We start from the raw sequence: 22960 nt of genomic DNA, 5'->3' as shown, positions 1-22960 counted from the left end.
CTAGCCCCTGCGCGGCGTCCAGGTTAGCGTCGCCGCAATCTCCTCGCCGGGCTGCAACACGCAGCCGCCCACCTGCTCCCGCATGCCGTCCACGTTGAAGCAATCGGTGGTGTTGGTCACCGGTTCCACGCACAGTTGCGAATCGTTGGCGGGCGCGAATACCACCAGATGATCGAAGGGCGCGTCGGCGGTCATCGTCAATTGACGGTGTTCGTCGGGCCACGCAATCGTCGCCTCACGCGACCAGTTGGCGAAGTTGTTGTCGAGCGCGAACGCGTCCGGCGACATGCCGAGGCGCAGCGCCTCGACCGCAGGGTGCGGGCCAAAATGCGTGGGCAGCACGTCCGCGTCGGCGTGCCACATGCCTTGCACATCGGCGTAGACACGGGTTTGCGCGGTGCGTGGATAGTACGGGTGATGCCCCATGCCAAAGGGCATCGGCCGGTCGCCCAGATTCTGCGCAGACAAGGTGATGCGCAGCGCGCCGCCGATCAATGCAATGCGCTGCTGCGCGCGATAACGGAACGGCCAGTCGCCAGGCTGCTGCGAATCAGGTTCGTGTTCGAAGTGCAACGCCACTGAGCTCTCCGTGCGCGTCCCCACCTGCCAGGGATGCCGCCACGCATTGCCATGCAGCGCGTGCGCAAAACGCAGGTCATTGCCGCTCAGATCGACCAGGGTGCCGTCGAACTGGAAGCGCGCGTCGCGAATCCGGTTGCAGTAGGGAAAAAGCGGGAAGCTCGCCATGCGCAGCGGATCGCGTTCATCGAACGCTGCTCGCGTGGCCGGTCGCAGCCAGTGCAGCGGACCTTCGGGCGTCGACTCGTAGTAAGCCACCAGCGCGCCGCCAATTTCCGGCGCGACCACCACTCGCATGGCGCCCGCTGTCAGCGTGACTAGCGCCAGCGCGATCGCGGGGTCGTCGAGCCATGTGAGTCCGGTTAGGACCGGCCGGGTTGGATTCGAGGACACGTCGCGCATGGTCAGCAAAGGCGCAGTGTCAGGCGGATGGCGGTATTAACGCCCATCGATGTCTCCCAAGACATGCCGCGCACCGCGCGCGGCCGGCGAACCCGTCAAGGTCCGCGCGATCGAGAATCGCACGCCAAAGCATATCGGTCAATATTATTAGTAATAATTTTCATCAAAACAAGTCAGCTGATGCCTGACTAGATCTCCCAAATGGCGGGTTAGCGCGCGTTGCCGCGCGCATATTATTAGTGGTACCGTCAGCACCACCCATGCCACCGGCATGCTCCTGCTTTCGCACCGCTGCAGCGCGGCCCGCACAATGAAAAAATCGACTCAACGCCGTCCGACCATGACCGACATCGCCAAGCTCACCGGCGTGTCGCAATCCACTGTCTCGCTGGTTCTGAACAACGCGACCGGTGCGAAATTCTCCGAGGCCACCCGCAACAAGGTGATGAAGGCGGCGCACGACCTCGGCTACAGGCTCTCGCTGCGCGAACCGGTGTCGGTGTCGAACGATGAACGCAACCTGATCGTCTATCTGGCCGACGAGATCTCGACCAGTCCGCACCCGGTCGTCAACGTCGACGGCGCGCGCGATGCGGCCTATGCAAGCGGCAAGATGCTCGCCGTCTACTCGACGCACGGCAACGCCGACATCGAAAAGCAGGTGCTCGACGCGACGCTGTCGAACCCGCACGTATTCGGCGTGATCTACGCAACCGTCTACACCCGCAAGGTCACCCTGCCGGCGGCGCTCTCGCGGGTGCCTACCGTCCTGCTGAACTGCTACACGAGCGAAGGCGGGGTTTCGTCGGTGGTGCCCGCCGAGGTCGCGGGCGGACATCTGGCGACCGACTATCTGCTGCAGTCGGGGCATCGACGAATCGGCTATATCAACGGCGAGCCGTGGCAAGACGCCTCGAAAGACCGCCTCAAGGGCTATCGCACAGCGCTCGCCACCGCCGACCTGCCGTACGCGCCGGAACTGGTGCGCGACGGCGACTGGAGCTCGGGGCTCGGCTTCGAAATGACGCTCTCGCTGATGCGCGAGGCGCATCCGCCGACCGCCATTTTCTGCGCCAACGACCTGACCGCGCTGGGCGCGATCGAAGCGCTGAAACAACTCGGCCTGCACGTGCCGGAAGACGTTTCCGTGCTCGGCTACGACGACCAGGAAATCGCCCGCCACACGCATCCGCCCCTGTCGACGGTGGTGCTGCCGAACTACGAACTGGGACGCTGGGCCGTCGAAACCTTGCTGCAGGAAGAACACAATCGCGCCGCCGGCGCACCGGTGCGCCATCGCCTCGTGAAACTCGACGGACCACTCGTCGAACGCAGCTCGGTCAGGGTAATTACCGAGGCAGAAAAGCCAATAATTAATATTATTAGTGATTGACCGATAATAATTCTCGATGAAATAATCGGCACGTCCGGTCAAAGTGAAACAGCCCGGCCGACAGGAGAAACACTAAAAAGCAAATACACCTCACCAGGTACTGGAGGAAGACAATGGCGTCGCTCAACACGCAGTCGCGCAAGCACGCGCGCATGCAGCAGATTCGTCCGCTGGCAGGTTCGCTGCTGGCTCTGGCCATCGGTTTCGGCGTCGCCACGGCGCACGCCGACGACGCGCTGCCGAAGTTGCCCAACAAGACTCCGCTGAAGGTCGGCTTCGCGCAGACCGAAAGCAACAATCCATGGCGTCTCGCGGAAACCCGGAGCTTCAAGGAAGTCGCCGCGAAGTGCGGCTGGCAGATCGTAATGACCGACGCCAACGGCTCCAATTCCAAACAGGTCTCGGACATTCAAAGCATGATCGCGCAACACGTCGATCTGCTGGTGTTCCCGCCGCGCGAAGAAAAACCGCTTGCGCCGGTCGTGCTGCAAGCTAAAAAGGCCGGCATTCCGGTAATCCTGGTCGACCGCGACGTCGATCAGTCGGTGGCCAAGGCGGGTCGCGACTACATCACCTTCATCGGCTCGGACTTCATCGATCAGGGCCATCGCGCCGCTGAGTGGCTGGTCAAGGCGACCGGCGGCAAGGCGAAGATCATCGAACTCGAAGGCACCACCGGCGCGTCCGCGGCGAACGATCGCAAGAAGGGTTTCGACGAAATCATCGCGAAGAATCCGGGCATGACGATCATCGCCTCGCAAAGCGGCGACTTCGCGCGCGACAAGGGCCGCCAGGTGATGGAAACGCTGTTGCAGGCGCATCCGGACGTGACCGCCGTGTACGCGCATAACGACGAGATGGCGCTCGGTGCGATCGCCGCGATCAAGGCGGCCGGCAAGCAGCCGGGCAAGGATATCCAGATCGTCACGATCGACGGCACCAAGGGCGGCATGGATGCAATCGCCGCCGGCGAACTCGGCGCAAGCGTGCAATCGAGCCCGTTCTTCGGCCCGCTCGCCTGCGACGTTGCCCAGCGTTACGCGAAGGGCGAAAAGATCCCGACGTGGGTCAAGGTGTCGGACCGCTTCTACGACAAGAGCAACGTGCAGCAGAGCATGCAGTACGGCTATTGATCGACAGCAGGCTGTGGTACGTGCGGTTGTGTAGCTTGAGGACAGGGCTTTAACGGAGTGTCCACGCACTCCGTAGCCCGAAGAAAACCTTTTCGGGAGGCCGTGCCCGCAGGACGTCCCCGCCCCGAGTCAATCTCCTCGGAGGGGCGGGTGACGGGAAGGGTTCGGAGCGACGCGTTCGTGGCAACACGAGCCGTCGCTTCGCTTTTATGCGGCGTAACATGGTTCGCGATGGTTCGCGATGGTTCGACATGATTCGGAGATACCGCCCGCAGAGCGCCCGAACGAACGGCCCCAGCGGCTCGCACGAGCAATGCATGCAGCGCACGCAGGACACGAAGCAGCACTCGCATCAGGAGGACACCCGTGACGGAATCCGGCACGCAGACACCGCTCTCTCCCCTCACCCGGTCGCCGCTGCTGGAGATGCAGGACATCGGCATCAGCTTCGGCGGTGTACCCGCGTTGCGCAGCGCCAATCTGAGCGTGGCAGCCGGCGAAGTGCACGCGCTGATCGGCCAGAACGGCGCCGGCAAATCGACCATGATCAAGATCCTGACCGGCGCGTATCGGCGCGGCTCGGGCAGCGTGCGCTTCGAAGGCCGTGAAGTCGATTTCCGCACGCCAAAACAGGCGCGCGAAGCCGGCATCAGCACGATCTATCAGGAGATCAACCTGGTGCCGTTCCGCTCGGTAGCGGAGAACATTTCTCTCGGCCGCGAACCCCGCCGCTTCGGTCTGATCGACTGGCGCGCGGTGCAGACACGCGCCGCCGCCCTGCTCGAATCGTTCGGTTTGCAGATCGATGTGAAGAAACCGGTCGGCCGCTATTCGACCGCCATTCAGCAGATGGTGGCGCTGGCGCGCGCGGTGTCGTCGGATGCGAAGATGGTCATCATGGACGAGTCCACTTCGTCGCTCGATGAACGCGAAGTGGAACTGCTTTTCACCGTGGTGCGCAAACTGCGCGACGACGGCCGCGCGGTGATCTTCGTGTCGCATCGGCTCGACGAACTGTACGCGCTGTGCGATCGCGTCACCGTCATGCGCGACGGCCAGACGGTCGCGCAAAGCACGATGGCGGAGATGGACAAACTGCAGCTCGTCACCACGATGCTCGGCCGCACGCTGGCCGCCGTCGTGCAGGAGGACGCCGCCGCGCGCGAAGCAAACCTCGCGCGGCGCGGCAAGCAGGCAATCGCCGCGACGCATCTGGGCACGCATCCGAAAGTGAGTGACGTATCGCTTGAAGTGCATGCAGGCGAAGCGGTGGGTCTGGCGGGCCTGCTCGGCTCGGGCCGGACCGAAACCATGCGTCTGATGTTCGGCGCCAATCCTCTCGAACACGGTTCATTGTCGATTGGCGGCGAGGCGGTGGCGTTGAAGTCGCCGCAGGACGCGATCGCGCGCGGCCTCGCTTACCTCACCGAAGACCGCAAAGCCGAAGGCATCGTCCCGGAACTCTCTGTGCGCGACAACCTCACGCTCGTCTGCTTGCGCACGCTGGCGAAGAACGGCGTGGTCGACGTGAAGAAACAGCAGGCGATCGTCGACCGTTTCATTGCATCGCTCGGCATCAAGCTGCGCTCGGCCGATCAGCCGATTCGCGAGTTGTCCGGCGGCAATCAGCAGAAGGTGCTGCTCGCGCGCTGGCTCGCCGCGGAGCCTTCGTTAATGTTGCTCGACGAACCGACGCGCGGCATCGACGTCGGCGCCAAAGCCGACGTGGCGAAGATCGTGCGCGAACTGCGCGATGCGGGCCTCGCCGTGCTGCTGTCCGCCTCCGAACTCGAGGAACTGACCGCGGTGGCCGACCGCGCGGTGGTGATTCGCGACGGCCGCACCGTCGCCGAACTGAACGGCGCCGACATGAGCGAGGCCGCGATCATGGACGCGATCGCCTACGGCAGCGAAGGCCCGTCGCAACTGGTCGAAGCCGCCCATGCCGCCCATATCGAAGACGCGTTGGAGGGCGACCGTCATGGCGCTTAAGTTGCACACCGAGTCGTTGCACAACGAAACCGCACCGCCGATGCAAGCCTCTGCCGCGCCGCACGTCGCGACTGCATCGACGGTGAAGACATGGCGGCGCCTCGCCATGCAACGCGAAGTGATCGTGCTGCTCGCGATGGTGCTCTTCAACCTGATCTTCACCCCGCACTTCTGGTCGCTGCAAACCTTCAACGTCAACATGACGCAGGTGGTGACGATCGTGATCGTCGGCATCGGCATGACGCTGGTGGTGGCGACGGGCGGCATCGATCTGTCGGTGGGCGCGTCGATGGCGATCTCGGGCGCGCTCGCACCGATGCTGTTCCTGAACATTCCGGGGCCGGGCGGCATTGCGCTCGCGTTCGTGCTGCCGGTGCTGGCGGCGGCCGCGTGCGGCGTATTCAACGGCTTGCTGGTGACGAGGCTTTCCGTCCAGCCGATTGTCGCGACGCTGGTGCTGTTCATCGCTGGGCGCGGCATCGCCCAGGTCGTCACCGACGGCAGCTTGCAGGCGTTCAACACGCCCGCCTTCCAGTGGATCGCACTGGGCAAGGTCGCCGGCGTGCCGTTTCAGGTGCTGCTGATGCTTGCGCTGGTCGTGCTGTTCGCGTGGATCGTGCGCAAGACCCTGTTCGGCCAGTATCTGCTGATCACCGGCGGCAACGAAAAGGCCGCCTATCTGTGCGGCGTGCCGACGGCCACCGTGAAGCTGATCGCCTACACGGTGTGCGCCGCGCTCGCGGGGCTGGCGGGGCTGATCTCGATCTCGGTGAATTCGTCCTCGGATGCGAATGTGGTGGGGCTCGGCGTGGAACTCGACGCGATCGCCGCGGTGGCGGTCGGCGGCACGGCGCTGACGGGCGGCAAAGCATCTATCGGCGGCACGCTGATCGGTGCGCTGACCATCCAGTTGCTGCGCTATACGCTGCTCGCGCACGGCATTCCCGACGCGGCGGCGCTGGTGGTGAAGGCCGGCATCATCGTCGCGGCGGTTTATGTGCAGCGGCGCTCGCGGTAACCCTAACGCTTCAGGGACACTCCCGGATTCGATGCGATGAAAAAGAACCTTCCTATCCTGCTTGCTCTCGTCGCGCTGGTCGTGCTCGGTCTCGTGCGCTACGACCATTTCGGCTCGGCCTACAACATCACCTCGTTCTGGCGCTACAACTCGATGTTCGCGCTGATCTCGATCGGCATGGCCTTCGTGATCATCACGGGCGGCATCGACCTGTCGGTCGGCACGGTGGCTGCGTTGGCAAGCGTGGTCGCCGCGTTGACCAGCGTGTACGGCGGCTGGGTCGCGGTGCTGGCCGGTTGCGCGGCGGGCATGGCCGTCGGCGTGCTCAACGGCCTGATCATCACGCGGCTGAAAATCCTGCCCTTCATCGTGACGCTTGCGACCAGCCTCGGCGCGCATGGCGTCGCGCTGTTGCTCGGCAAGAACGATGCGGTGTCGATTGCCGCCGACTCGAATTTCGGCAACTTCGGTCAGGGCGATCTGTTCGGACTGCCGATTCCCGGCATCGTCGCGGTTGTAGCGGCGGTGGCCGGGTGGCTCGCACTGCGCAGCACGCGCTTCGGGCGGCATTCGCTGGCGATCGGCGACAGTGAGGAAGCGGCGCGGCTGATGGGACTGAACGTCGACCGCACGCTGGTGACGGCTTATGCGGTAAGCGGGCTGCTCGCCGGCATGGCGGGCGTGATCCTCGCCGCGCAATTCGGCGCCGGTCAGCCGAACGAAGGGGTGGGCTGGGAGCTGTTCGCGATTTCGGCGGTGGTGCTCGGCGGCACCTTGCTGACCGGCGGCGAGGGCTCGATCGCGATGACGATTGCCGGCGTGCTGTTGCTCGGGCTTGTGTTCAACCTGCTGAACTTCGAAAACGGGCTCGGGTTCATCAGCTTGTCGGCGTATTGGCAATCGGTGATTCGTGGGGTGTTCCTGCTGCTGGTGATCGTGCTGCAGGCGAGAGTGTTGAAGCAGCGCGGCAAAAGGCGCGTGGCGGCTCCGGCGTGATCAAAGCACCGACGCTTATGCAGATTGAGTTTCCGGCGGCCTCGATGGCCGCCTGGCAGCCTTTGTGTACCAAAGTAACCGACTAAATCCACACGGTCACGCCTCGCGGCGCATCTCGATCGATTCAGGCCAATTCCTCACCTTCCCAGCCCGTTTTCTCCGCTTTTGCCAGTTTTATCAGCAGGGTCAATGCTGCGGCGCACGGCGGGTTTCGGTATCATCCTGAAAATGTTGCCCGCGCGGCGCGCCTATCCGGCGCATGCCGGACAGCCGATGGCAGCCGCCCTGCGCGGTTTTCGCCCATCGCCGTACCCTTGCTGAAGCGCGGCTGCAACCGCGCCAACGTACTTCGCGGCGCCGATCGTCACAACCGCCGGCGCCGACGCTTCCAGGTCCGGTAACCCGCTTCACCACGCTCAACCGCCGCGCCGCAGCCCTCAGGCAGCGGGCGCGGTAAAATAGCGGATTGCGCGTGATTCCCGATCTCGGGTTAGCGCAGCATCGCCCTTGCCGTGCCGGCCGGCTAAAACGACTGGCCGCCTTTGTTTTCGCACTATCCAAGAAGCCATGAGCAACCTGAATTCACAAACCGTCCTGAGCGTCCATCATTGGACCGATACGCTTTTCAGCTTCACCTGCACGCGCGATCCGTCGTTCCGTTTCGAAAACGGCCAGTTCACGATGGTGGGCCTCGAAGTCGAAGGCAAGCCGCTGATCCGCGCCTACAGCCTTGCGAGTGCGAACTACGAAGAGCACCTCGAATTCCTGAGCATCAAGGTGCAGGACGGCCCGCTCACATCGCGCTTGCAGCATCTGAAGGTTGGCGACGAAGTCCTGATCGGCAAGAAGCCGGTCGGCACGCTGATGGCCGACAACCTGCTGCCGGGCAAGACGCTGTGGCTGCTGTCCACCGGCACGGGTCTCGCGCCGTTCATGTCGATCATTAAAGATCCGGACATTTACGACCGCTATGAGCGTGTGGTCCTCACGCACACCTGCCGTTTCGTCGACGAACTGGCGTACAAGGAATACATCACGGATCACCTGCCGGCGCACGAGCATCTGGGCGAGCTGGTGCAGGAAAAGCTGCTGTACTACCCGACGGTCACGCGCGAAGCGTTCGAGAACCGCGGCCGCATCACCGAACTGATCGAAACCGAAAAGCTCTTCGCCGACCTCGGCGTGCCGGGCTTTTCGCTCGAAAACGACCGCGTGATGCTGTGCGGCAGCCCGCACATGCTGCGCGACACGCGCAAGCTGCTTGATGACCTGGGCTTCCAGGAAGGCAGCAATAACGCGCCGGGTCACTACGTGGTCGAAAAGGCCTTCGTGGGTTAAGCGGACATCTACATTGAGCGGCTCACGCCGCGTCATCACAAAAAAAGGAGCCTTCGGGCTCCTTTTTTGTTGCGCAGTTACAAATCGATGCCATCGTTTTTACATTTGGCGTCGGTATTATTCCTACAAGCCCCACGTGACAAAACATCAACCTTTGCGTGAGATGTGCGCGCTAACCCTTGGTGCGCCTGCATTTTTTATTTTTTTAAGATATCATCGCGGCGCACGATCGGCCGGTATAACTACCTGCCTTGGCACACCTTGCATGTTACAGAATGTAAATTTCGTTACGCCGCACCGTAGTATTTGTCCGTCGCGCACAGCGCGTCGAGGACATCACTGGAGGCCAGAGACTCGCATGCGTTCTTTTGTCTTCGCGCCGCCGATGCGCATCCGCTTCGCCGTCCACACTGCTTCCTGAGAGGGAAAGTCATGGATACGTCGACTGTCGTCCCGTTTAGCGTTCCCGTTCCGCCTTCACTTGCACACGCCGCGCCGCAATCCGCTGCTGAGCGCGAACTTGCGCTGCTGCGCGCCCGCGTGCGCGAACTGTCGGCAGAACTGGTGCAGGCACAGGAAGCTGCCTGCCGCCATGTAGCGCGCGAGCTGCACGACGGCGTGGGCGCCGAGCTGACCGCGACGCGCTTCGCGCTTGCCGGCATCGAGACCTGGCTGCCTGCCGATGCGCCGCCGCAGTGCGCCGCCGCGCTCGCCGTCGCGAACCGTTCGCTCGACGCCGTGTGCGCCGCCAGCCGCCAGGCCGTCGCGGAATTGCATGCGCCGTCGCTCGAGGCGGGCATCGTCGGGGCGCTGGCGCAATGGACCCGCGATTTCGCCGCACGCACGAACCTGCGCACGAGTTTCGTCTGCGCTGCCGACGTGCGGCTCACGCGCCTGCCCCCCGACGCCGCGCTGGCGGTGTTCCGGGTCGCCCAGGAAGCGCTGAACAATATTGCCAAGCACGCGCGCGCCGAATCCGCCGACGTACGGATCGAAGCCGGCCGCCGTCACCTGACGCTGCTCGTCAGCGACGACGGCATCGGCCTGACGCGCAACGCCCGCAGCCGTAGCGGCCATTTCGGCCTGAGCGGCATGCAGGCGCGCTGCGCCGCCTTCGACGGCACCCTGCGCGTCAGCGCCCGGCGCATCGCCTCACGCCGCGGCGACGGCGCGGAAGCATCACGCGGCACGCTCGTGCGTGCCCGCTTTGCGTGGGACGCCATGCTGGCGAGCACACCGGGCGCCGAGCGCCGCGCGCTGCAATCGTGAGTACGCCATCATGAGCCTGCGCATCCTGCTCGCCGACGACCACGCCGTGGTTCGCCAGGGCGTCCGCCAGTTGCTGCTCGATCGTGGCGTGGCGCGCGAAGTCACCGAGGCCCAAAGCGGCACCGAAGCGCTCGAAGCCGTCGCCCAACATAGTTACGACGTGGTGCTGCTCGACATTTCGCTGCCCGACATGAACGGCGTCGAAGTGCTCAAGCGTCTGAAACGCAAGGCGCCGCGTGTGGCCGTGCTGATGTTCTCGATGTACCGCGAGGACCAGTACGCCGTGCGTGCGCTGAAGGCCGGCGCCGCCGGCTACCTGTCAAAGACCGTCGATGCCGCGCAGATGATCGGCGCGATCCAGCAGGTCGCGGCGGGCCGCAAATACGTCAGCCCGGCGATGGCCGAGGCGCTGGCGGACTACGTCTCCTTCGATGGCGAACAATTGCCGCACGAAAAGCTCTCGGACCGCGAATACCAGACGCTATGCATGCTCGCGTCCGGCAAGCGGCTGACGGATATCGCCACGACGCTCTCGCTCTCGGTGAAGACCGTCAGCGTGTACCGCACCCGGTTGCTCGAGAAAATGAAGCTGCGCAACAACGCCGAGCTGACCTTCTATGTGATGAGCAACCGTCTCGTCGATCTGAATCCGGCGATGGCCGGCTGACGTTCACCCTCCGCGATCGCTGCATGGCACGCGCGCGATGGCCACGGATCAGCTGACAAGAGCGCGATTCCCACCCGATTGGACGCGCGACGGGCGAAAGCCTTTCCGCGGCGCGGTATCTTCAGACCAATAGCGCACCCAACGCCCTTGCCGAAGTATTTTCCTCCTGTCACGCGGCCGGAAAAAACACTGTCCCAAAACGGTGCAGAAGCGCGCATCCGCTAAAATCGGCGGTTTTTCCTGACATTCGGCGCGCAAGATGCGTGCACTACTGGAGACCCACCGCCAATGTCCCTGTTCCGCAAGAAGAGCGTCGAGCACATGATCGCCGCGAGCGCTCAGAACGCCGGCCTGAAGAAAGCGCTCGGCGCGCTCGACCTGACTTTCCTTGGTGTTGGCGCCATTATCGGCACCGGCATTTTCGTGCTGACCGGCACGGGCGCCGTTCAGGCCGGCCCGGCGCTGATGGTGTCGTTCCTGATCGCGGCGATTGCCTGCGGATTCGCCGCACTTGCCTATGCCGAGTTCGCGTCGACGATTCCTGTCGCGGGCTCCATCTACACGTATTCGTACGCGACGCTTGGCGAACTGGCCGCATGGATTATCGGCTGGGACTTGATGCTCGAATATGGGCTGGCAACGTCGGCGGTGTCGGTCGGCTGGTCGGGCTATCTGCAGTCGTTGCTGTCGGGCTTTGGCGTGAGCCTGCCGGTTATGCTGACGGCGGCGCCGGGCGCCTTGCCGGGGCACGACACATGGTTCAACCTGCCTGCTTTCCTCGTGATGATGGCGATCACGGCGCTGTTGTCGCTTGGTGTGCGTGAATCCGCGCGGATCAACAACATCATGGTGGCGATCAAGGTGGTCGTGGTGTTGCTGGTGATTGGCGTGGGTGTTTTCCACGTGACGCCGGCGAACTGGCATCCATTCATGCCGAATGGCTGGAACGGCGTGTTCGGCGCGGCGGCCGTGATGTTCTTCGCGTTCATCGGTTTCGATTCGGTGTCTTCCGCCGCGGAAGAAGTGAAGAATCCTAAGCGCGATTTGCCGATTGGGATCATTGCGTCGCTGGGTGTGTGCGCGGTGCTGTATGTCGCTGTAGCCGCTGTGGTTACCGGTATCGTGCCGTCGGCGCAGTTCGCGAACATTTCGCATCCGGTGTCGTATGCGTTGCAGGTGGTGGGTGAGAAGTGGGTTGCGGGTTTTATCGACCTCGGCGCTGTGCTGGGCATGTTGACGGTGATTCTGGTGATGGCCTATGGCCAGACGCGCGTGATTTTCGCGATGTCGCGGGATGGGTTGTTGCCTGCCCGGCTTTCTCGTGTGCATCCAAAGTTTGCTACGCCGTTCTTTACGACGTGGCTCGTGGGGATTTTCTTCGGGCTGATTGGTGCGCTGGTGCCGTTGAATGTGCTGGCTGAACTGATCAATATCGGTACGTTGGCCGCGTTTTCGATGGTGTCGATTGCGGTGCTGGTTTTGCGGAAGACGCATCCTGAATTGCCGAGGGCGTTCCGGTGCCCTGGGGTGCCGGTTGTGCCGGTGTTGGCGGTTGCTTCTTGTCTGTTTTTGATGGTTAATCTTCAGGTTGTTACCTGGGTGGCGTTTGTGGTTTGGTTGCTTATTGGGATGGTTATTTATTTTGGCTATTCGCGGCGGCATTCCAAGTTGGCGAAATGAAGGTTTAGGGTTGTTTTTTGGCAGCGCCGCTTGTTTGTTTGTTTGCCTGCGGCGTTGGCCTTTCCTTGTTTTCTTAGTGGTCTATTAGCGTCGCCCCTGTGCGGGGCGGCACTCAATTCTCTTTGCCGGCCGCAAAGAGAAGCAAGAGAAAGCGGCTCAAACCGCTAATTCTTAAGCGGGTCCCTCGCGCAGCCACGGTAGTGGTGCATCTGGAATCTGTGTTCTCGCACATTCCGCGCGAGTGACAAGGCCGTCATACTTCCGGCGGCGCTGCGCGCGCCGATGCGTATTTCCCCGAACCATCTGGTCGGTTTTGCGCGAGCTTCGCCTGACGCCGTGGCTCGCCGGTGTATCCCCTTCTCCGCTGCGCCAGCGCTTCATTCGAAGTGCGAATTCACACCAGCAGGCGCTGCCACGAGTTGTCGCCGCTCGGAGCGCAGGGTGGCACGTCCCTAAACGGATGTATTTTCTGGCACCTCGCTGAGGCAAAGCCGGTGGCGCCATGGACCTCGACCGAAGTCCCACGTTCGCCTTGCAGACCCGACCGCGCCGAGGCGAAGCCGATGGCCCCCACCACGCGCAAACGAAGCCCCTGGTTTCCCATGCACACCCATCCGCGACGCACGCAGTGCGGAGTGGAAGCGAATGAGCCCTTAGTCACTCACGCTGAATGTGCGGGGGCACGGATTCCAGATGCACCACTACCGTGGCTGCGCGGGGGACCCGCTTGAGAATTAGCGGTTTGAGCCGCTTTCTCTTGCTTACTTCTCTTTGCGGCCGGCAAAGAGAAGTAGGTGCCCCCGCACAGGGGCAACGCTGATAGACCAATAACAAAACAAGGAAAGGCCAACACCATAAAAACCCAGCCAAAAACCGCCGCGCGTACAACCAAATCAAGAAAAAGCCACCGCCACCGGCAAACAACCAAAACAAAGCGCCGCAGGCCCCCAACCCGAATAGCGCCCCCAAGCATTTTGTGCTTTACTTTTCGGCAGACCCATAAAAAAACAAACCGCAAAAACGGCCAACCCGCAGCCCCCTCATCGGACCCCGCGAACAGGCAGTTGAAGGCAGGAAAAACAAAGGTCCGGTTTCACCCCATAAGGAGACAACTTCATGGCGATCAGCATCAGTCTGACGGTGAACGGCGCGCCCATCAGCGCCTCAATCGACCCGAACACCCTGCTTGCCCAGTTCCTTCGCGATCAACTTCGCCTGACAGGAACCCACGTCGGCTGCGACACCGCCCAGTGCGGCGCATGCACCGTCCACCTGACCGGCCGCGCCATCAAATCCTGCAACATCCTCGCAGCCCAGGCCGAAGGCGCGGACATCACCACCATCGAAGGACTCGCCAAAGACGGCGCCCTGCACCCGATGCAAGCCGCCTTCAAACACTGCCACGGCCTGCAATGCGGATTCTGTACGCCCGGCATGGTGATGAGCGCGATCTCGCTCGTCGAGCGTCAGCCCAATCTCACCGGCGACGACGTGCGCGCCCAACTCGACGGCAATCTCTGCCGCTGTACGGGATATCACAACATCGTCAAAGCAGTGCTCGAAGGCGCCGAAGGCATGAAGTCCGCCGGCACGGCCAGCGCCAACGCCGCAGCCACCGCGCCCGCCACCGCCTGAGGAGACGACGATGAACGCACCCGACACCCACCTCATCGGCGCCTCCGTCGAACGTAAGGAAGACTATCGGTTCCTCACGGGCAACGGCCAGTACACCGACGACATCGTCCTGCCGCAACAAACCTACGCCGTGTTCCTGCGCTCACCGTACGCGCACGCAAAAATCAACCGCATCGACACCACTGCCGCCAAACAGTCGCCCGGCGTCGTCGCGATCTTCACCGGCGCGGACATGGCCGCGGACAATGTCGGCGGACTGCCGTGCGGCTGGCTGATCCATAGCACCGACGGCAAGCCGATGAATGAGCCGCCGCATCCGATCATCGCGCACACGAAAGCGCGCCACGTCGGCGATCAGGTCGCGCTCGTCATCGCCGATTCGATCAAGGCCGCGAAAGACGCCGCCGAACTGATCGAGGTCGACTACGACGTGCTGCCGGCCGTGGTCGATACCGCGCACGCGGCCGATCCGGGCCAGCCCGCGGTTCACGATGAAGTGCCCGACAACGTCTGCTACAACTGGGGCCACGGCGACAAAGCCGCGACCGATGCCGCCTTCGCCAAAGCCACGCACGTCACCACGCTCGACATCGTCAACAACCGCCTGATCCCGAATGCGATCGAACCGCGCGCGGTCAACGCAAGCTACTCGATGCGGGACGATAGCTACACGCTCTACGTCGCGAGTCAGAATCCGCACGTGGAACGCCTGCTAATGGCCGCTTTCGTGCTGTCGCTGCCGGAATCGAAACTGCGCGTCATCGCGCCGGATGTCGGCGGCGGTTTTGGGTCGAAGATCTTCCTGTACGCCGAAGATGTCGCGCTGACGTGGGCCTCGAAAAAGATTCGCCGCCCAATCAAATGGACAGCGGAACGCTCGGAAGCGTTCGTGTCCGACGCGCACGGCCGCGATCACGTGACCAAAGCCGAACTGGCCATGGACGCCGACGGCAAGTTCCTCGCAATGCGAATCCATACGACCGCCAACATGGGCGCGTATCTCTCGACCTTCGCGTCGTGCGTGCCAACCATCCTGTACGCCACGCTGCTCGCCGGCCAGTACGCAACGCCCGCCATCTACGCCGAGGTGAAAGCGGTCTTCACGAACACCGTCCCGGTCGACGCCTACCGCGGCGCAGGCCGTCCGGAAGCGACGTATGTCGTCGAGCGGCTGGTCGAAACCGCGGCACGCGAGATGAAGCTCGATCCCGCCGAAATCCGTCGCCGCAACTTCATTCGCTCGTTTCCGCACGCGACGCCAGTCGGCCTCACCTACGATACCGGCGACTACGACGCCACGCTGAACCGCGCGCTCGAACTCGCGGACGTGAAAGGCTTCGCCGCGCGCAAGCAGGAATCCGAAAAGAACGGCAAGCTGCGTGGCCTCGGCTACTCGTGCTACATCGAAGCCTGCGGGTTGGCGCCGTCGAACATCGCCGGCGCACTCGGCGCACGCGCGGGGCTCTTCGAAGTCGGCCAGATTCGCGTGCATCCAACCGGTTCCGTCACCGTGTTCACTGGCTCGCACAGCCACGGTCAGGGACATGAGACGACCTTCGCGCAGGTGGTCGCGGACCGCCTCGGCATCGCGCTGGAAAGCGTGGAGATCGTGCACGGCGACACCGGCCGCATTCCGTTCGGCATGGGCACCTACGGCTCGCGCTCGATTGCGGTCGGCGGCTCGGCGATCATGAAGGCGCTCGACAAGATCGAAACGAAGGCGAAGAAAATCGCCGCCCATCTCCTGGAAGCCGCAGTGGAGGACATCGAGTTCAAGGACGGCGTGTTCCGCGTCGCGGGCACCGATCGGACCAGGGCATTCGCCGACATCTCGCTCGCCGCCTACGTGCCGCACAACTATCCGCTCGACGTGCTCGAACCGGGTCTCGACGAGTCCGCGTTCTACGATCCGACTAATTTCACGTATCCGGCGGGCTCGTACATCTGCGAGATCGAGGTCGATCCGGAGACCGGCGTGAGCCGCATCCAGCAGTTCACGGCGGTCGACGATTTCGGCAACGTGATCAATCCGATGATCGTCGAAGGCCAGGTGCATGGCGGGCTCGCTCAGGGCATCGGGCAGGCCATGCTGGAGCGCTGCGTATACGACAACGAGAGCGGCCAGCTGTTGTCCGGCTCCTACATGGACTACGCGATGCCCCATGCGTCCGACCTGCCGAACTTCACCGTCGAAACCGCGAAAGGCACGCCCTGCACGCACAATCCGCTCGGCGTGAAAGGCTGCGGCGAGGCGGGCGCGATCGGCTCGCCACCGGCGGTGATCAACGCGATTCTCGACGCGCTTGCGCCACTTGGCGTGACCGACCTGCAAATGCCGGCGTCGCCGCATCGCGTATGGTCCGCGATCCGCGCCGCCAAGCAACCCCACTGAGATCCTGAGCGGAGCATTCGACATGTATTCATTCGAGTATCAACGCGCGACGGATCCGAAAGCGGCCGTCGCCGCCCTTGCCGCCGACAGCGAAGCGAAATTCCTCGCCGGTGGACAAAGCCTGCTGCCCACCATGCGCCTGCGTCTCGCGCAGCCCTCGCAACTGATCGACGTGACGCGGATTCCGGCGCTCAAGTCGGTCACCGTCGATGCCGGCAAGGTGACCGTCGGCGCCGCCGTCTGTCACGCGGACGTCGCCGATCACGCCGAGCTTCGGCGCGTGCTGCCGGCGCTCGCGGACCTCGCCGGGCACATTGGCGATAGGCAAGTGCGCGCGCTTGGCACCATTGGCGGCTCGCTCGCGAACAACGATCCGGCCGCCTGCTATCCGGCTGCGGCGATGGCGCTCGACGCGACCATCGTCACCGATCGGCGACGGATTTCGTCGAGCGATTTCTTCGTCGGCATGTATGAGACCGCGTTGGCGCCCGACGAGCTGATCGTGGCCGTCGAGTTTCCGGTGCCCGAACGGGCGGCGTACGTGAAATTCGAGAATCCGGCTTCGCACTTTGCGCTGGTCGGCGTGTTCGTTGCGAAGTTCGCGAGCGGCGTGCGTGTCGCGGTGACAGGCGCGGCGGCCTCGGTATTTCGCGTGGCCGACCTGGAAAGCGCGCTATCGGCGAATTTCACGCCCGAGGCTGCGCGAGCGGTAACCGTGCCCGACGCCGACCTGAACACCGACATGCACGCGAGCGCTGAATATCGCGCGCATCTGATTCCGGCGCTGGCCGCGCGAGCGGTGACCAGGGCGAACGGTTAGCGATCCTTGCGGTTGGCGGCTGACGTGACGTGCCTCGGCATGGTGCGTTAGCCGCTTCACCGTCCAGATTCAGGAACACCATGCAGCCTGCTTCAATCGACGACACCCTCGCGCAACTCGTAGCCCAGAACTACTTCGCCAGCCGCGAACTCGCGACCGCGTTGTATCTCGCCCTGCGCATGGAGCGGCCGTTGTTCGTCGAAGGCGAGCCCGGGGTCGGCAAGACCGAACTCGCCAAAGCCGCTGCGGGGATGCTCGGCACCTCGATGCTGCGGCTGCAATGCTACGAAGGACTCGACACCGCCAGCGCGCTCTACGAATGGGACTACCCGCGCCAGATCATGGCGCTGCGTCTGGCCGAAGCCGCCGGCGAGCGGCCCGGCAACGACACACTCTATCGCAGCGAATTCCTGCTGAAGCGTCCGCTGCTGCAAGCGCTGATGCCCGACGAACATCACCCGGGCGCGCGGCGCGTGCTGTTGATCGACGAGATCGACCGCGCCGACGAACCGTTCGAAGCCTTCCTGCTGGAACTGCTTTCGGACTTCCAGGTATCGATTCCCGAGTACGGCACGGTGCGCGCGGCACAGCCGCCGCTCGTCGTGATGACGTCGAACCGGACGCGCGAAGTCCACGACGCCTTGAAGCGCCGTTGCCTGTATCAGTGGATCGGCTATCCCGAGCGCGACCGTGAACTCGAGATCGTCGCCGCGCGCGCGCCGCAAACGTCGGCGGAATTGCAACGGCGTGCCGTCGATTTCGTGCATCGGCTACGCGGCATGGATCTGTTCAAGGCGCCCGGCATCGCCGAAACGATCGACTGGTGCCGCGCGCTAGAGGCACTATCGGTGACTGAACTCGACCCGCAATCGGTGCAGAACACCTTGGGAGTGCTGCTCAAGTATCAGGACGATCTGGCGCGCGTCGATGCCGCGCAGATCGCGCAATGTCTCGCGGTGCCGGGGTAGCGGCGATGGCACAGCCAACGGACGGAAACCACGAGGCGTCGGCAGGCAGCGGAGTGCCCGCAGGCGAGGTCGGCGCGCGTCCGGCGAATGCCTCGATCGACAGTTCGGCCGCACCGATCGATACGCCCACTTTGGCCCGCAACGTCGTGCACTTTGTGCGCGTGCTGCGCGGCGCGGGCTTGCCGATGTCGCCGGCACAATCCGTCTATGCACTCGCCGCCTTGCACTGGATCGACCTCGGCCGGCGCGACGATGTCCGCGCCGCGCTCGCCACGCTATTGGTCCGCGCGCCGGACGAACGCGACCTTTTCAACGCCGCCTTCGATCTGTTCTGGCGCGACCCGGATTGGGAAGGCAAGCTGCGCGCGCTGTTGCTGCCAAAAGTCCGCGACGGCCTGCTGCCGCCCAAACGCAACAACCGTCTCGCCGATGCGCTTGCCGTGCGCGCGCCGCCCTCGCCGCACCACAAAGCGCCGCAGGAAACCGACCAGCACGACCTGCACGCGCACGTCACCTTCAGTGCAGAAGAGCGCTTGCGTCATCGCGATTTCGATACGCTTTCCGCTGACGAATGGCGCACCTTGCGTCATCTGATCCGCGGCCAGCGTCTGCCGCTTGCCACCGAACCGACGCGCCGCCTGAAGGCCGCTTCGCACGGCACGCATGCGGACTTGCGCGCGAGCGCCAGGCACGCGGTGCGCGCGGGTGGCGACTGGACGGTGTGGAAATATCGCGCGGTGGTGGAACGCAAACCGCCGCTGGTATTGCTGCTCGATATCTCCGGCTCGATGAGCAGCTATTCGCGCGCGGTGCTGTACTTCTGCCATGCGCTGCTGCAATCGCGTGAACGCCTGCAGGTATTCCTGTTCGGCACGCGCCTGACCAACGCGACGCGCGCGCTGCGCGAGCGCGATCCCGACGTGGCGATCGCGACGCTCACCGATCAGGTCGTCGACTGGTCGGGCGGCACGCGGATTGGCGCGGCGCTCGCCGAATTCAACCGACGCTGGGCACGCCGCGTGCTGACTGGCAGAGCCACCGTGCTGCTCGTCACCGACGGCCTCGATCACGAAGCGATCGACGTGCTCGACACCGAAATGGCGCGCCTGCACCGCTTCGCACACCGTATCGTGTGGCTCAATCCGCTGCTGCGTTTCAGCGGTTTTTCACCGAAGGCGCGTGGTGTGCAGGCGATCCTGCCGTATGTCGACGCGCATCGTCCCGTTCATAATCTGGACAGTCTGGCGGCGTTCGGCCGCGATCTCGCGCAGCTCACGCGCGCGCCTCGTCGCGATGTACCCGCCTCGACAACTGCAGGAGCAACGCCATGGAATTGAGTGAAACCCATACGCTGCCGGTTTCCCAGCAGCGCGCCTGGGATGCGCTGAACGATACCGAGATCCTGCGCGCGTGCATTCCCGGCTGCGAGAGCATCGACCCCGATGGCGAAAACGCGTACGCGGTGGTGTTGAGCGCGTCCGTCGGCCCCGTGAAGGCACGCTTCAAAGGGCGTATGGAGTTGACCGACATCGAGGCGCCGAACGCTTACACGATCGTTTTCGAAGGCCAGGGTGGCGCGGCGGGCTTCGGCAAGGGCAATACGCGCGTCACGCTCGAACCCGAGGGCGACGCCGCGACCAGGCTCACGTACACGGCGACGGCACAGGTCGGCGGCAAGCTCGCGCAGATCGGTTCGCGGCTGGTCGACGGCGCGGCGCGTAAAATCGCGGGCGAATTTTTCAAGCGCTTCGGCGCGCAGGTCGGCGGCGGCACTAACGGCACAGCGGCCCCGGATGACGGGGGGGTCACTGCAGCCACTGACGAGGCGGCGCACAATACGGAATCGAATGAGGCTGCGGACACGGAGTCCGGCGGTGACGGCACAAAAAGGAAGAAATCATGGAAAGCGTGGATCTCGAAGTTCTGAAGTCCAGCGCACGTTGGCTGGCGGAGGGACATCGCGCGCTACTGGTGACGGTGGTGAAGACGTGGGGCTCGTCGCCGCGTCCCGAGGGCGCGATGCTCGCGGTGCGTGACGACGGACTCGTGGTGGGGTCGGTATCGGGCGGCTGCATCGAAGATGACCTGATCGACCGCGTGCGGCAAAGGGGAATTGAACAGACGCGTCCGGAGGCGGTGAAGTACGGCATCACGGCGGAAGAAGCGCATCGCTTCGGCCTGCCATGCGGCGGCACGATCCAGCTGGTGCTGGAGCCTTTGACGCCACAAAGCGGCATTGCCGAGCTGTGCCATGCGGTGGAGGACGGCCGTCTGATCGCGCGCGAAGTCGACATGGTGACGGGCGCGGTGCGGCTCAATGTGGCGCAGGCCACGGACGGCGTGCATTTCGACGGCGAGCGTCTGTCGACGATTCACGGCCCGCGTTACCGGATGCTGGTGATCGGTGCGGGGCAGTTGTCGCGCTATCTGTGCCATATCGCGGTCGGGCTCGATTATCAGGTGACTGTTTGCGATCCGCGCGAGGAATACACCGAGGAGTGGAGCATTCCCGGCACGAAGATTGTGCGGACGATGCCGGACGATACGGTGATCGAGATGAAACTTGATGAACGGTGCGCGGTGATTGCGCTGACGCATGATCCTAAGCTGGATGATCTTGCTTTGATGGAGGCGTTGAAGACGCCGGCGTTTTATGTGGGTGCTTTGGGGTCGAGAAGGAATAATCAGGCGCGGCGCGAGCGGTTGAAGGAGTTCGATCTGAATGATGCGGAGTTGGCCCGGCTGCATGGGCCGGTCGGGATTTATATTGGCAGCCGGACGCCGCCTGAAATTGCTGTTTCTATTCTTGCTGAGGTGACTGCGGCTAAGAATGGGGTTTCGTTGCCGACTTTATTGCAGGTTGAGGGGGCTAAGGCTGCGCGGGAAGTTGCGGCTTCTGGGGGCACTGCTTGTAGTGTCTAGTCGCTTTTTTTGCCTGCGCGGCGCTTGTTGTCTGTGTTTTTTATGGCGTTGGCCTTTCCTTGTTTTGTTAGTGGTCTATTAGCGTTGCCCCTGTGCGGGGCGGCACTCACTTCTCTTTGCCGGCCGCAAAGAGAAGCAAGAGAAAGCGGCTCAAACCGCTAATTCTCAAGCGGGTCCCCCGCGCAGCCACGGTAGTGGTGCATCTGGAATCCGTGCCCCCGCACACTCACCGTTAGTGACTAAGGGCTCATCAGCTCCCACTCCGCACTGCGTGCGTCGCGGATGGGGCTGCATGGGAAACCATGGGCTTCGTTTGCGCTTGGTGGGGGCAATCGGCTTCGCCTCGGCGTGGCGTGGCGTGGCGTGGCGCCAAAAAATACATCTGTTTTGGGACGTGCCACCGGGCGCTCCGGGCGGCGACAAACCTTGGCAAAGCATGCGGGTGTGGATTCGCACTTCGAATGAAGCGCCGCCCATTCGAAAAACGTTGGTGATGCAACGGCGAATCGCGGCGTCGAATGAAGCTCGCCGCAAAACCGACCAGATGGTTCTATGAAATACGCGTCGGCGCGCGCAGCGCCGCCGGAAGTATGACGGCCTTGTCACTCGCGCGGAATGTGCGAGAACACAGATTCCAGATGCACCACTACCGTGGCTGCGCGAGGGACCCGCTTAAGAATTAGCGGTTTGAGCCGCTTTCTCTTGCTTCTCTTTGCGGCCGGCAAAGAGAAGTGAGTGCCGCCCCGCACAGGGGCGACGCTAATAGACCACTAACAAAACAAGGAATGGCCAACGCCGCAGGCAAACAAACAAGCGCCGCACAGGCAAAAAAAACCAATCACATCAAACCACAAACCACAGCAGCAACAACCGCCCCCCCAACCAAAACCACCCCCACTACACGCCGCTTATTCAACTCAGTCCAAAGCAAAACCCCCGTCAACGACAACAAAACCATCCCCCCCGCGATCGTATCGATCAACAAAACCCACCCAACACTCAACCCCACACCGCGATGCAAATTATTCATCGTCGTGAGAAACGAGTTCTGCGTGCGTTTCACCGCAACAAACCCATTCCCAACCCAATACTCAGCCTGCACATTCTGACCAGGCCCAACAATCCCGACCTGCCAGAACTCCGGCTGCATCGTGCTGCGATCGCCCCACGCCACCGGATGCGCCGGTTCACGTTTCACCCTCCCCGGCTTGCCGTCAATCTTCAACTCGCCCTTGAGCCACTTCGCCATCTCCATCGGCGAACCCAGCTTTTTCTCAGGCACAGGTATCTGCATCTCTTCAACCTGCGGCTCACCAGACGACACCTTCAACGGCCCGCCCCGATGGTTCAGCAGAAAACCGGTCGCGCCGAACATCAGCCCCAACACCGCGCCCCACAAACCGACCCAGCCGTGCACCTTGCGCAACCACTTGATGAAATTCGCCCGCCGCGAACGCCGGCGCCGCGCCGCCTGCTCGGCATCGTCCATCAGATGATGACCGCGCTCCGGCGTATGAGCGGTGTAGTGCGTGCCGCCACCAGCAGCAGGTTTCATATCGATCGAATCAGGTGCGTTCACATCCAGGCTCCAGGCGCAGCAAGTTAAACCCCAGCCGACAGGCAACGACAAAGCGCTCGCTCACATCAGCAACAAAGGAAAGTTCGAAAGGAAGGGCCGGACAAACCCGGCTTGCGGTGCAGGCCGTCCGGCTGAGAGGCTGGCTGGCAGTCACAGAGGAGGAGACATGCGACGAAA

18 protein-coding genes are annotated in these 22960 nt (G+C 63.3%); 16 read left to right on the top strand and 2 right to left on the bottom strand.

What is annotated here, in order from left to right; translation table 11 throughout:
• Nucleotides 1-981: an aldose 1-epimerase gene (locus tag B0G76_RS35115; protein WP_120297363.1), complete on the bottom strand. Its 981-nt coding sequence runs from the start codon at nt 979-981 to the stop codon at nt 1-3.
• A gap of 340 nt (nt 982-1321) precedes the next feature.
• On the opposite strand from B0G76_RS35115, the gene B0G76_RS35110 reads away from it, so the two are divergent.
• The 16 genes from B0G76_RS35110 to B0G76_RS35030 all read left to right on the top strand — a co-directional run bounded on the left by B0G76_RS35110 (nt 1322) and on the right by B0G76_RS35030 (nt 21204).
• Nucleotides 1322-2374, top strand: a complete 1053-nt coding sequence (locus B0G76_RS35110) for a LacI family DNA-binding transcriptional regulator (protein WP_120297362.1) — start codon at nt 1322-1324, stop codon at nt 2372-2374.
• Between the two features lie 113 nt (nt 2375-2487).
• A complete protein-coding gene (locus tag B0G76_RS35105) occupies nt 2488-3507 on the top strand; it encodes an ABC transporter substrate-binding protein (protein ID WP_120297361.1) in 1020 nt (339 codons plus the stop codon).
• 426 nt (nt 3508-3933) lie between these two features.
• The gene (locus B0G76_RS35100; protein ID WP_259460962.1) at nt 3934-5499 is read left to right on the top strand and encodes a sugar ABC transporter ATP-binding protein; all 1566 of its coding nucleotides are present in this window, start codon (nt 3934-3936) and stop codon (nt 5497-5499) included.
• 40 nt (nt 5500-5539) lie between these two features.
• Nucleotides 5540-6517 carry an ABC transporter permease gene (locus B0G76_RS35095; RefSeq protein ID WP_120298039.1) on the top strand — a complete coding sequence of 326 codons (978 nt, stop codon included), beginning with the start codon at nt 5540-5542 and terminating at the stop codon, nt 6515-6517.
• Nucleotides 6518-6553: 36 nt separating this feature from the next.
• Nucleotides 6554-7513: an ABC transporter permease gene (locus B0G76_RS35090; protein ID WP_120297359.1), complete on the top strand. Its 960-nt coding sequence runs from the start codon at nt 6554-6556 to the stop codon at nt 7511-7513.
• A 567-nt stretch (nt 7514-8080) separates the two neighbouring features.
• On the top strand, nt 8081-8851 hold the full coding sequence (locus B0G76_RS35080; protein ID WP_120297358.1) for a ferredoxin--NADP reductase: 771 nt from the start codon (nt 8081-8083) through the stop codon (nt 8849-8851).
• A 432-nt stretch (nt 8852-9283) separates the two neighbouring features.
• Nucleotides 9284-10120 carry a sensor histidine kinase gene (locus B0G76_RS35075; protein WP_120297357.1) on the top strand — a complete coding sequence of 279 codons (837 nt, stop codon included), beginning with the start codon at nt 9284-9286 and terminating at the stop codon, nt 10118-10120.
• A 10-nt stretch (nt 10121-10130) separates the two neighbouring features.
• Entirely contained in the window at nt 10131-10787 is a 657-nt protein-coding gene (gene rqpR, locus B0G76_RS35070; protein ID WP_120297356.1) for a response regulator transcription factor RqpR, read from the top strand.
• A gap of 288 nt (nt 10788-11075) precedes the next feature.
• Complete coding sequence (locus B0G76_RS35065; protein WP_120297355.1) at nt 11076-12467, top strand: amino acid permease; 1392 nt, start codon at nt 11076-11078, stop codon at nt 12465-12467.
• A 1116-nt stretch (nt 12468-13583) separates the two neighbouring features.
• Nucleotides 13584-14102: a (2Fe-2S)-binding protein gene (locus B0G76_RS35060; protein ID WP_120297354.1), complete on the top strand. Its 519-nt coding sequence runs from the start codon at nt 13584-13586 to the stop codon at nt 14100-14102.
• A gap of 10 nt (nt 14103-14112) precedes the next feature.
• On the top strand, nt 14113-16494 hold the full coding sequence (locus tag B0G76_RS35055) for a xanthine dehydrogenase family protein molybdopterin-binding subunit (RefSeq protein WP_120297353.1): 2382 nt from the start codon (nt 14113-14115) through the stop codon (nt 16492-16494).
• Between the two features lie 22 nt (nt 16495-16516).
• Complete coding sequence (locus B0G76_RS35050) at nt 16517-17314, top strand: xanthine dehydrogenase family protein subunit M (RefSeq protein ID WP_120297352.1); 798 nt, start codon at nt 16517-16519, stop codon at nt 17312-17314.
• 80 nt (nt 17315-17394) lie between these two features.
• A complete protein-coding gene (locus tag B0G76_RS35045; RefSeq protein WP_120297351.1) occupies nt 17395-18282 on the top strand; it encodes a MoxR family ATPase in 888 nt (295 codons plus the stop codon).
• A 5-nt stretch (nt 18283-18287) separates the two neighbouring features.
• A complete protein-coding gene (locus B0G76_RS35040) occupies nt 18288-19619 on the top strand; it encodes a VWA domain-containing protein (RefSeq protein ID WP_259460917.1) in 1332 nt (443 codons plus the stop codon).
• Complete coding sequence (locus tag B0G76_RS35035) at nt 19610-20209, top strand: CoxG family protein (RefSeq protein WP_120297350.1); 600 nt, start codon at nt 19610-19612, stop codon at nt 20207-20209. The genes B0G76_RS35040 and B0G76_RS35035 overlap by 10 nt, the downstream gene beginning before the upstream one ends.
• On the top strand, nt 20182-21204 hold the full coding sequence (locus B0G76_RS35030) for an XdhC family protein (protein WP_120297349.1): 1023 nt from the start codon (nt 20182-20184) through the stop codon (nt 21202-21204). The genes B0G76_RS35035 and B0G76_RS35030 overlap by 28 nt, the downstream gene beginning before the upstream one ends.
• A gap of 838 nt (nt 21205-22042) precedes the next feature.
• On the opposite strand, the gene B0G76_RS35020 is transcribed toward B0G76_RS35030, so the two are convergent.
• Complete coding sequence (locus tag B0G76_RS35020; RefSeq protein ID WP_120297347.1) at nt 22043-22783, bottom strand: PepSY-associated TM helix domain-containing protein; 741 nt, start codon at nt 22781-22783, stop codon at nt 22043-22045.
• Nucleotides 22784-22960: the final 177 nt, after the last annotated feature.

Source organism: Paraburkholderia sp. BL23I1N1 (assembly GCF_003610295.1).
Lineage (GTDB): Bacteria > Pseudomonadota > Gammaproteobacteria > Burkholderiales > Burkholderiaceae > Paraburkholderia.
This window is presented reverse-complemented; position numbering and strand designations above follow the sequence as displayed.

Bases quoted from the DNA above. Each gene is read 5' to 3' on its own strand.
- B0G76_RS35115 (WP_120297363.1), bottom strand. From the start codon at position 981: ATGCGCGACGTGTCCTCGAATCCAACCCGGCCGGTCCTAACCGGACTC.
- B0G76_RS35110 (WP_120297362.1), top strand. From the start codon at position 1,322: ATGACCGACATCGCCAAGCTCACCGGCGTGTCGCAATCCACTGTCTCG.
- B0G76_RS35105 (WP_120297361.1), top strand. From the start codon at position 2,488: ATGGCGTCGCTCAACACGCAGTCGCGCAAGCACGCGCGCATGCAGCAG.
- B0G76_RS35100 (WP_259460962.1), top strand. From the start codon at position 3,934: ATGCAGGACATCGGCATCAGCTTCGGCGGTGTACCCGCGTTGCGCAGC.
- B0G76_RS35095 (WP_120298039.1), top strand. From the start codon at position 5,540: ATGCAAGCCTCTGCCGCGCCGCACGTCGCGACTGCATCGACGGTGAAG.
- B0G76_RS35090 (WP_120297359.1), top strand. From the start codon at position 6,554: ATGAAAAAGAACCTTCCTATCCTGCTTGCTCTCGTCGCGCTGGTCGTG.
- B0G76_RS35080 (WP_120297358.1), top strand. From the start codon at position 8,081: ATGAGCAACCTGAATTCACAAACCGTCCTGAGCGTCCATCATTGGACC.
- B0G76_RS35075 (WP_120297357.1), top strand. From the start codon at position 9,284: ATGGATACGTCGACTGTCGTCCCGTTTAGCGTTCCCGTTCCGCCTTCA.
- rqpR (WP_120297356.1), top strand. From the start codon at position 10,131: ATGAGCCTGCGCATCCTGCTCGCCGACGACCACGCCGTGGTTCGCCAG.
- B0G76_RS35065 (WP_120297355.1), top strand. From the start codon at position 11,076: ATGTCCCTGTTCCGCAAGAAGAGCGTCGAGCACATGATCGCCGCGAGC.
- B0G76_RS35060 (WP_120297354.1), top strand. From the start codon at position 13,584: ATGGCGATCAGCATCAGTCTGACGGTGAACGGCGCGCCCATCAGCGCC.
- B0G76_RS35055 (WP_120297353.1), top strand. From the start codon at position 14,113: ATGAACGCACCCGACACCCACCTCATCGGCGCCTCCGTCGAACGTAAG.
- B0G76_RS35050 (WP_120297352.1), top strand. From the start codon at position 16,517: ATGTATTCATTCGAGTATCAACGCGCGACGGATCCGAAAGCGGCCGTC.
- B0G76_RS35045 (WP_120297351.1), top strand. From the start codon at position 17,395: ATGCAGCCTGCTTCAATCGACGACACCCTCGCGCAACTCGTAGCCCAG.
- B0G76_RS35040 (WP_259460917.1), top strand. From the start codon at position 18,288: ATGGCACAGCCAACGGACGGAAACCACGAGGCGTCGGCAGGCAGCGGA.
- B0G76_RS35035 (WP_120297350.1), top strand. From the start codon at position 19,610: ATGGAATTGAGTGAAACCCATACGCTGCCGGTTTCCCAGCAGCGCGCC.
- B0G76_RS35030 (WP_120297349.1), top strand. From the start codon at position 20,182: ATGGAAAGCGTGGATCTCGAAGTTCTGAAGTCCAGCGCACGTTGGCTG.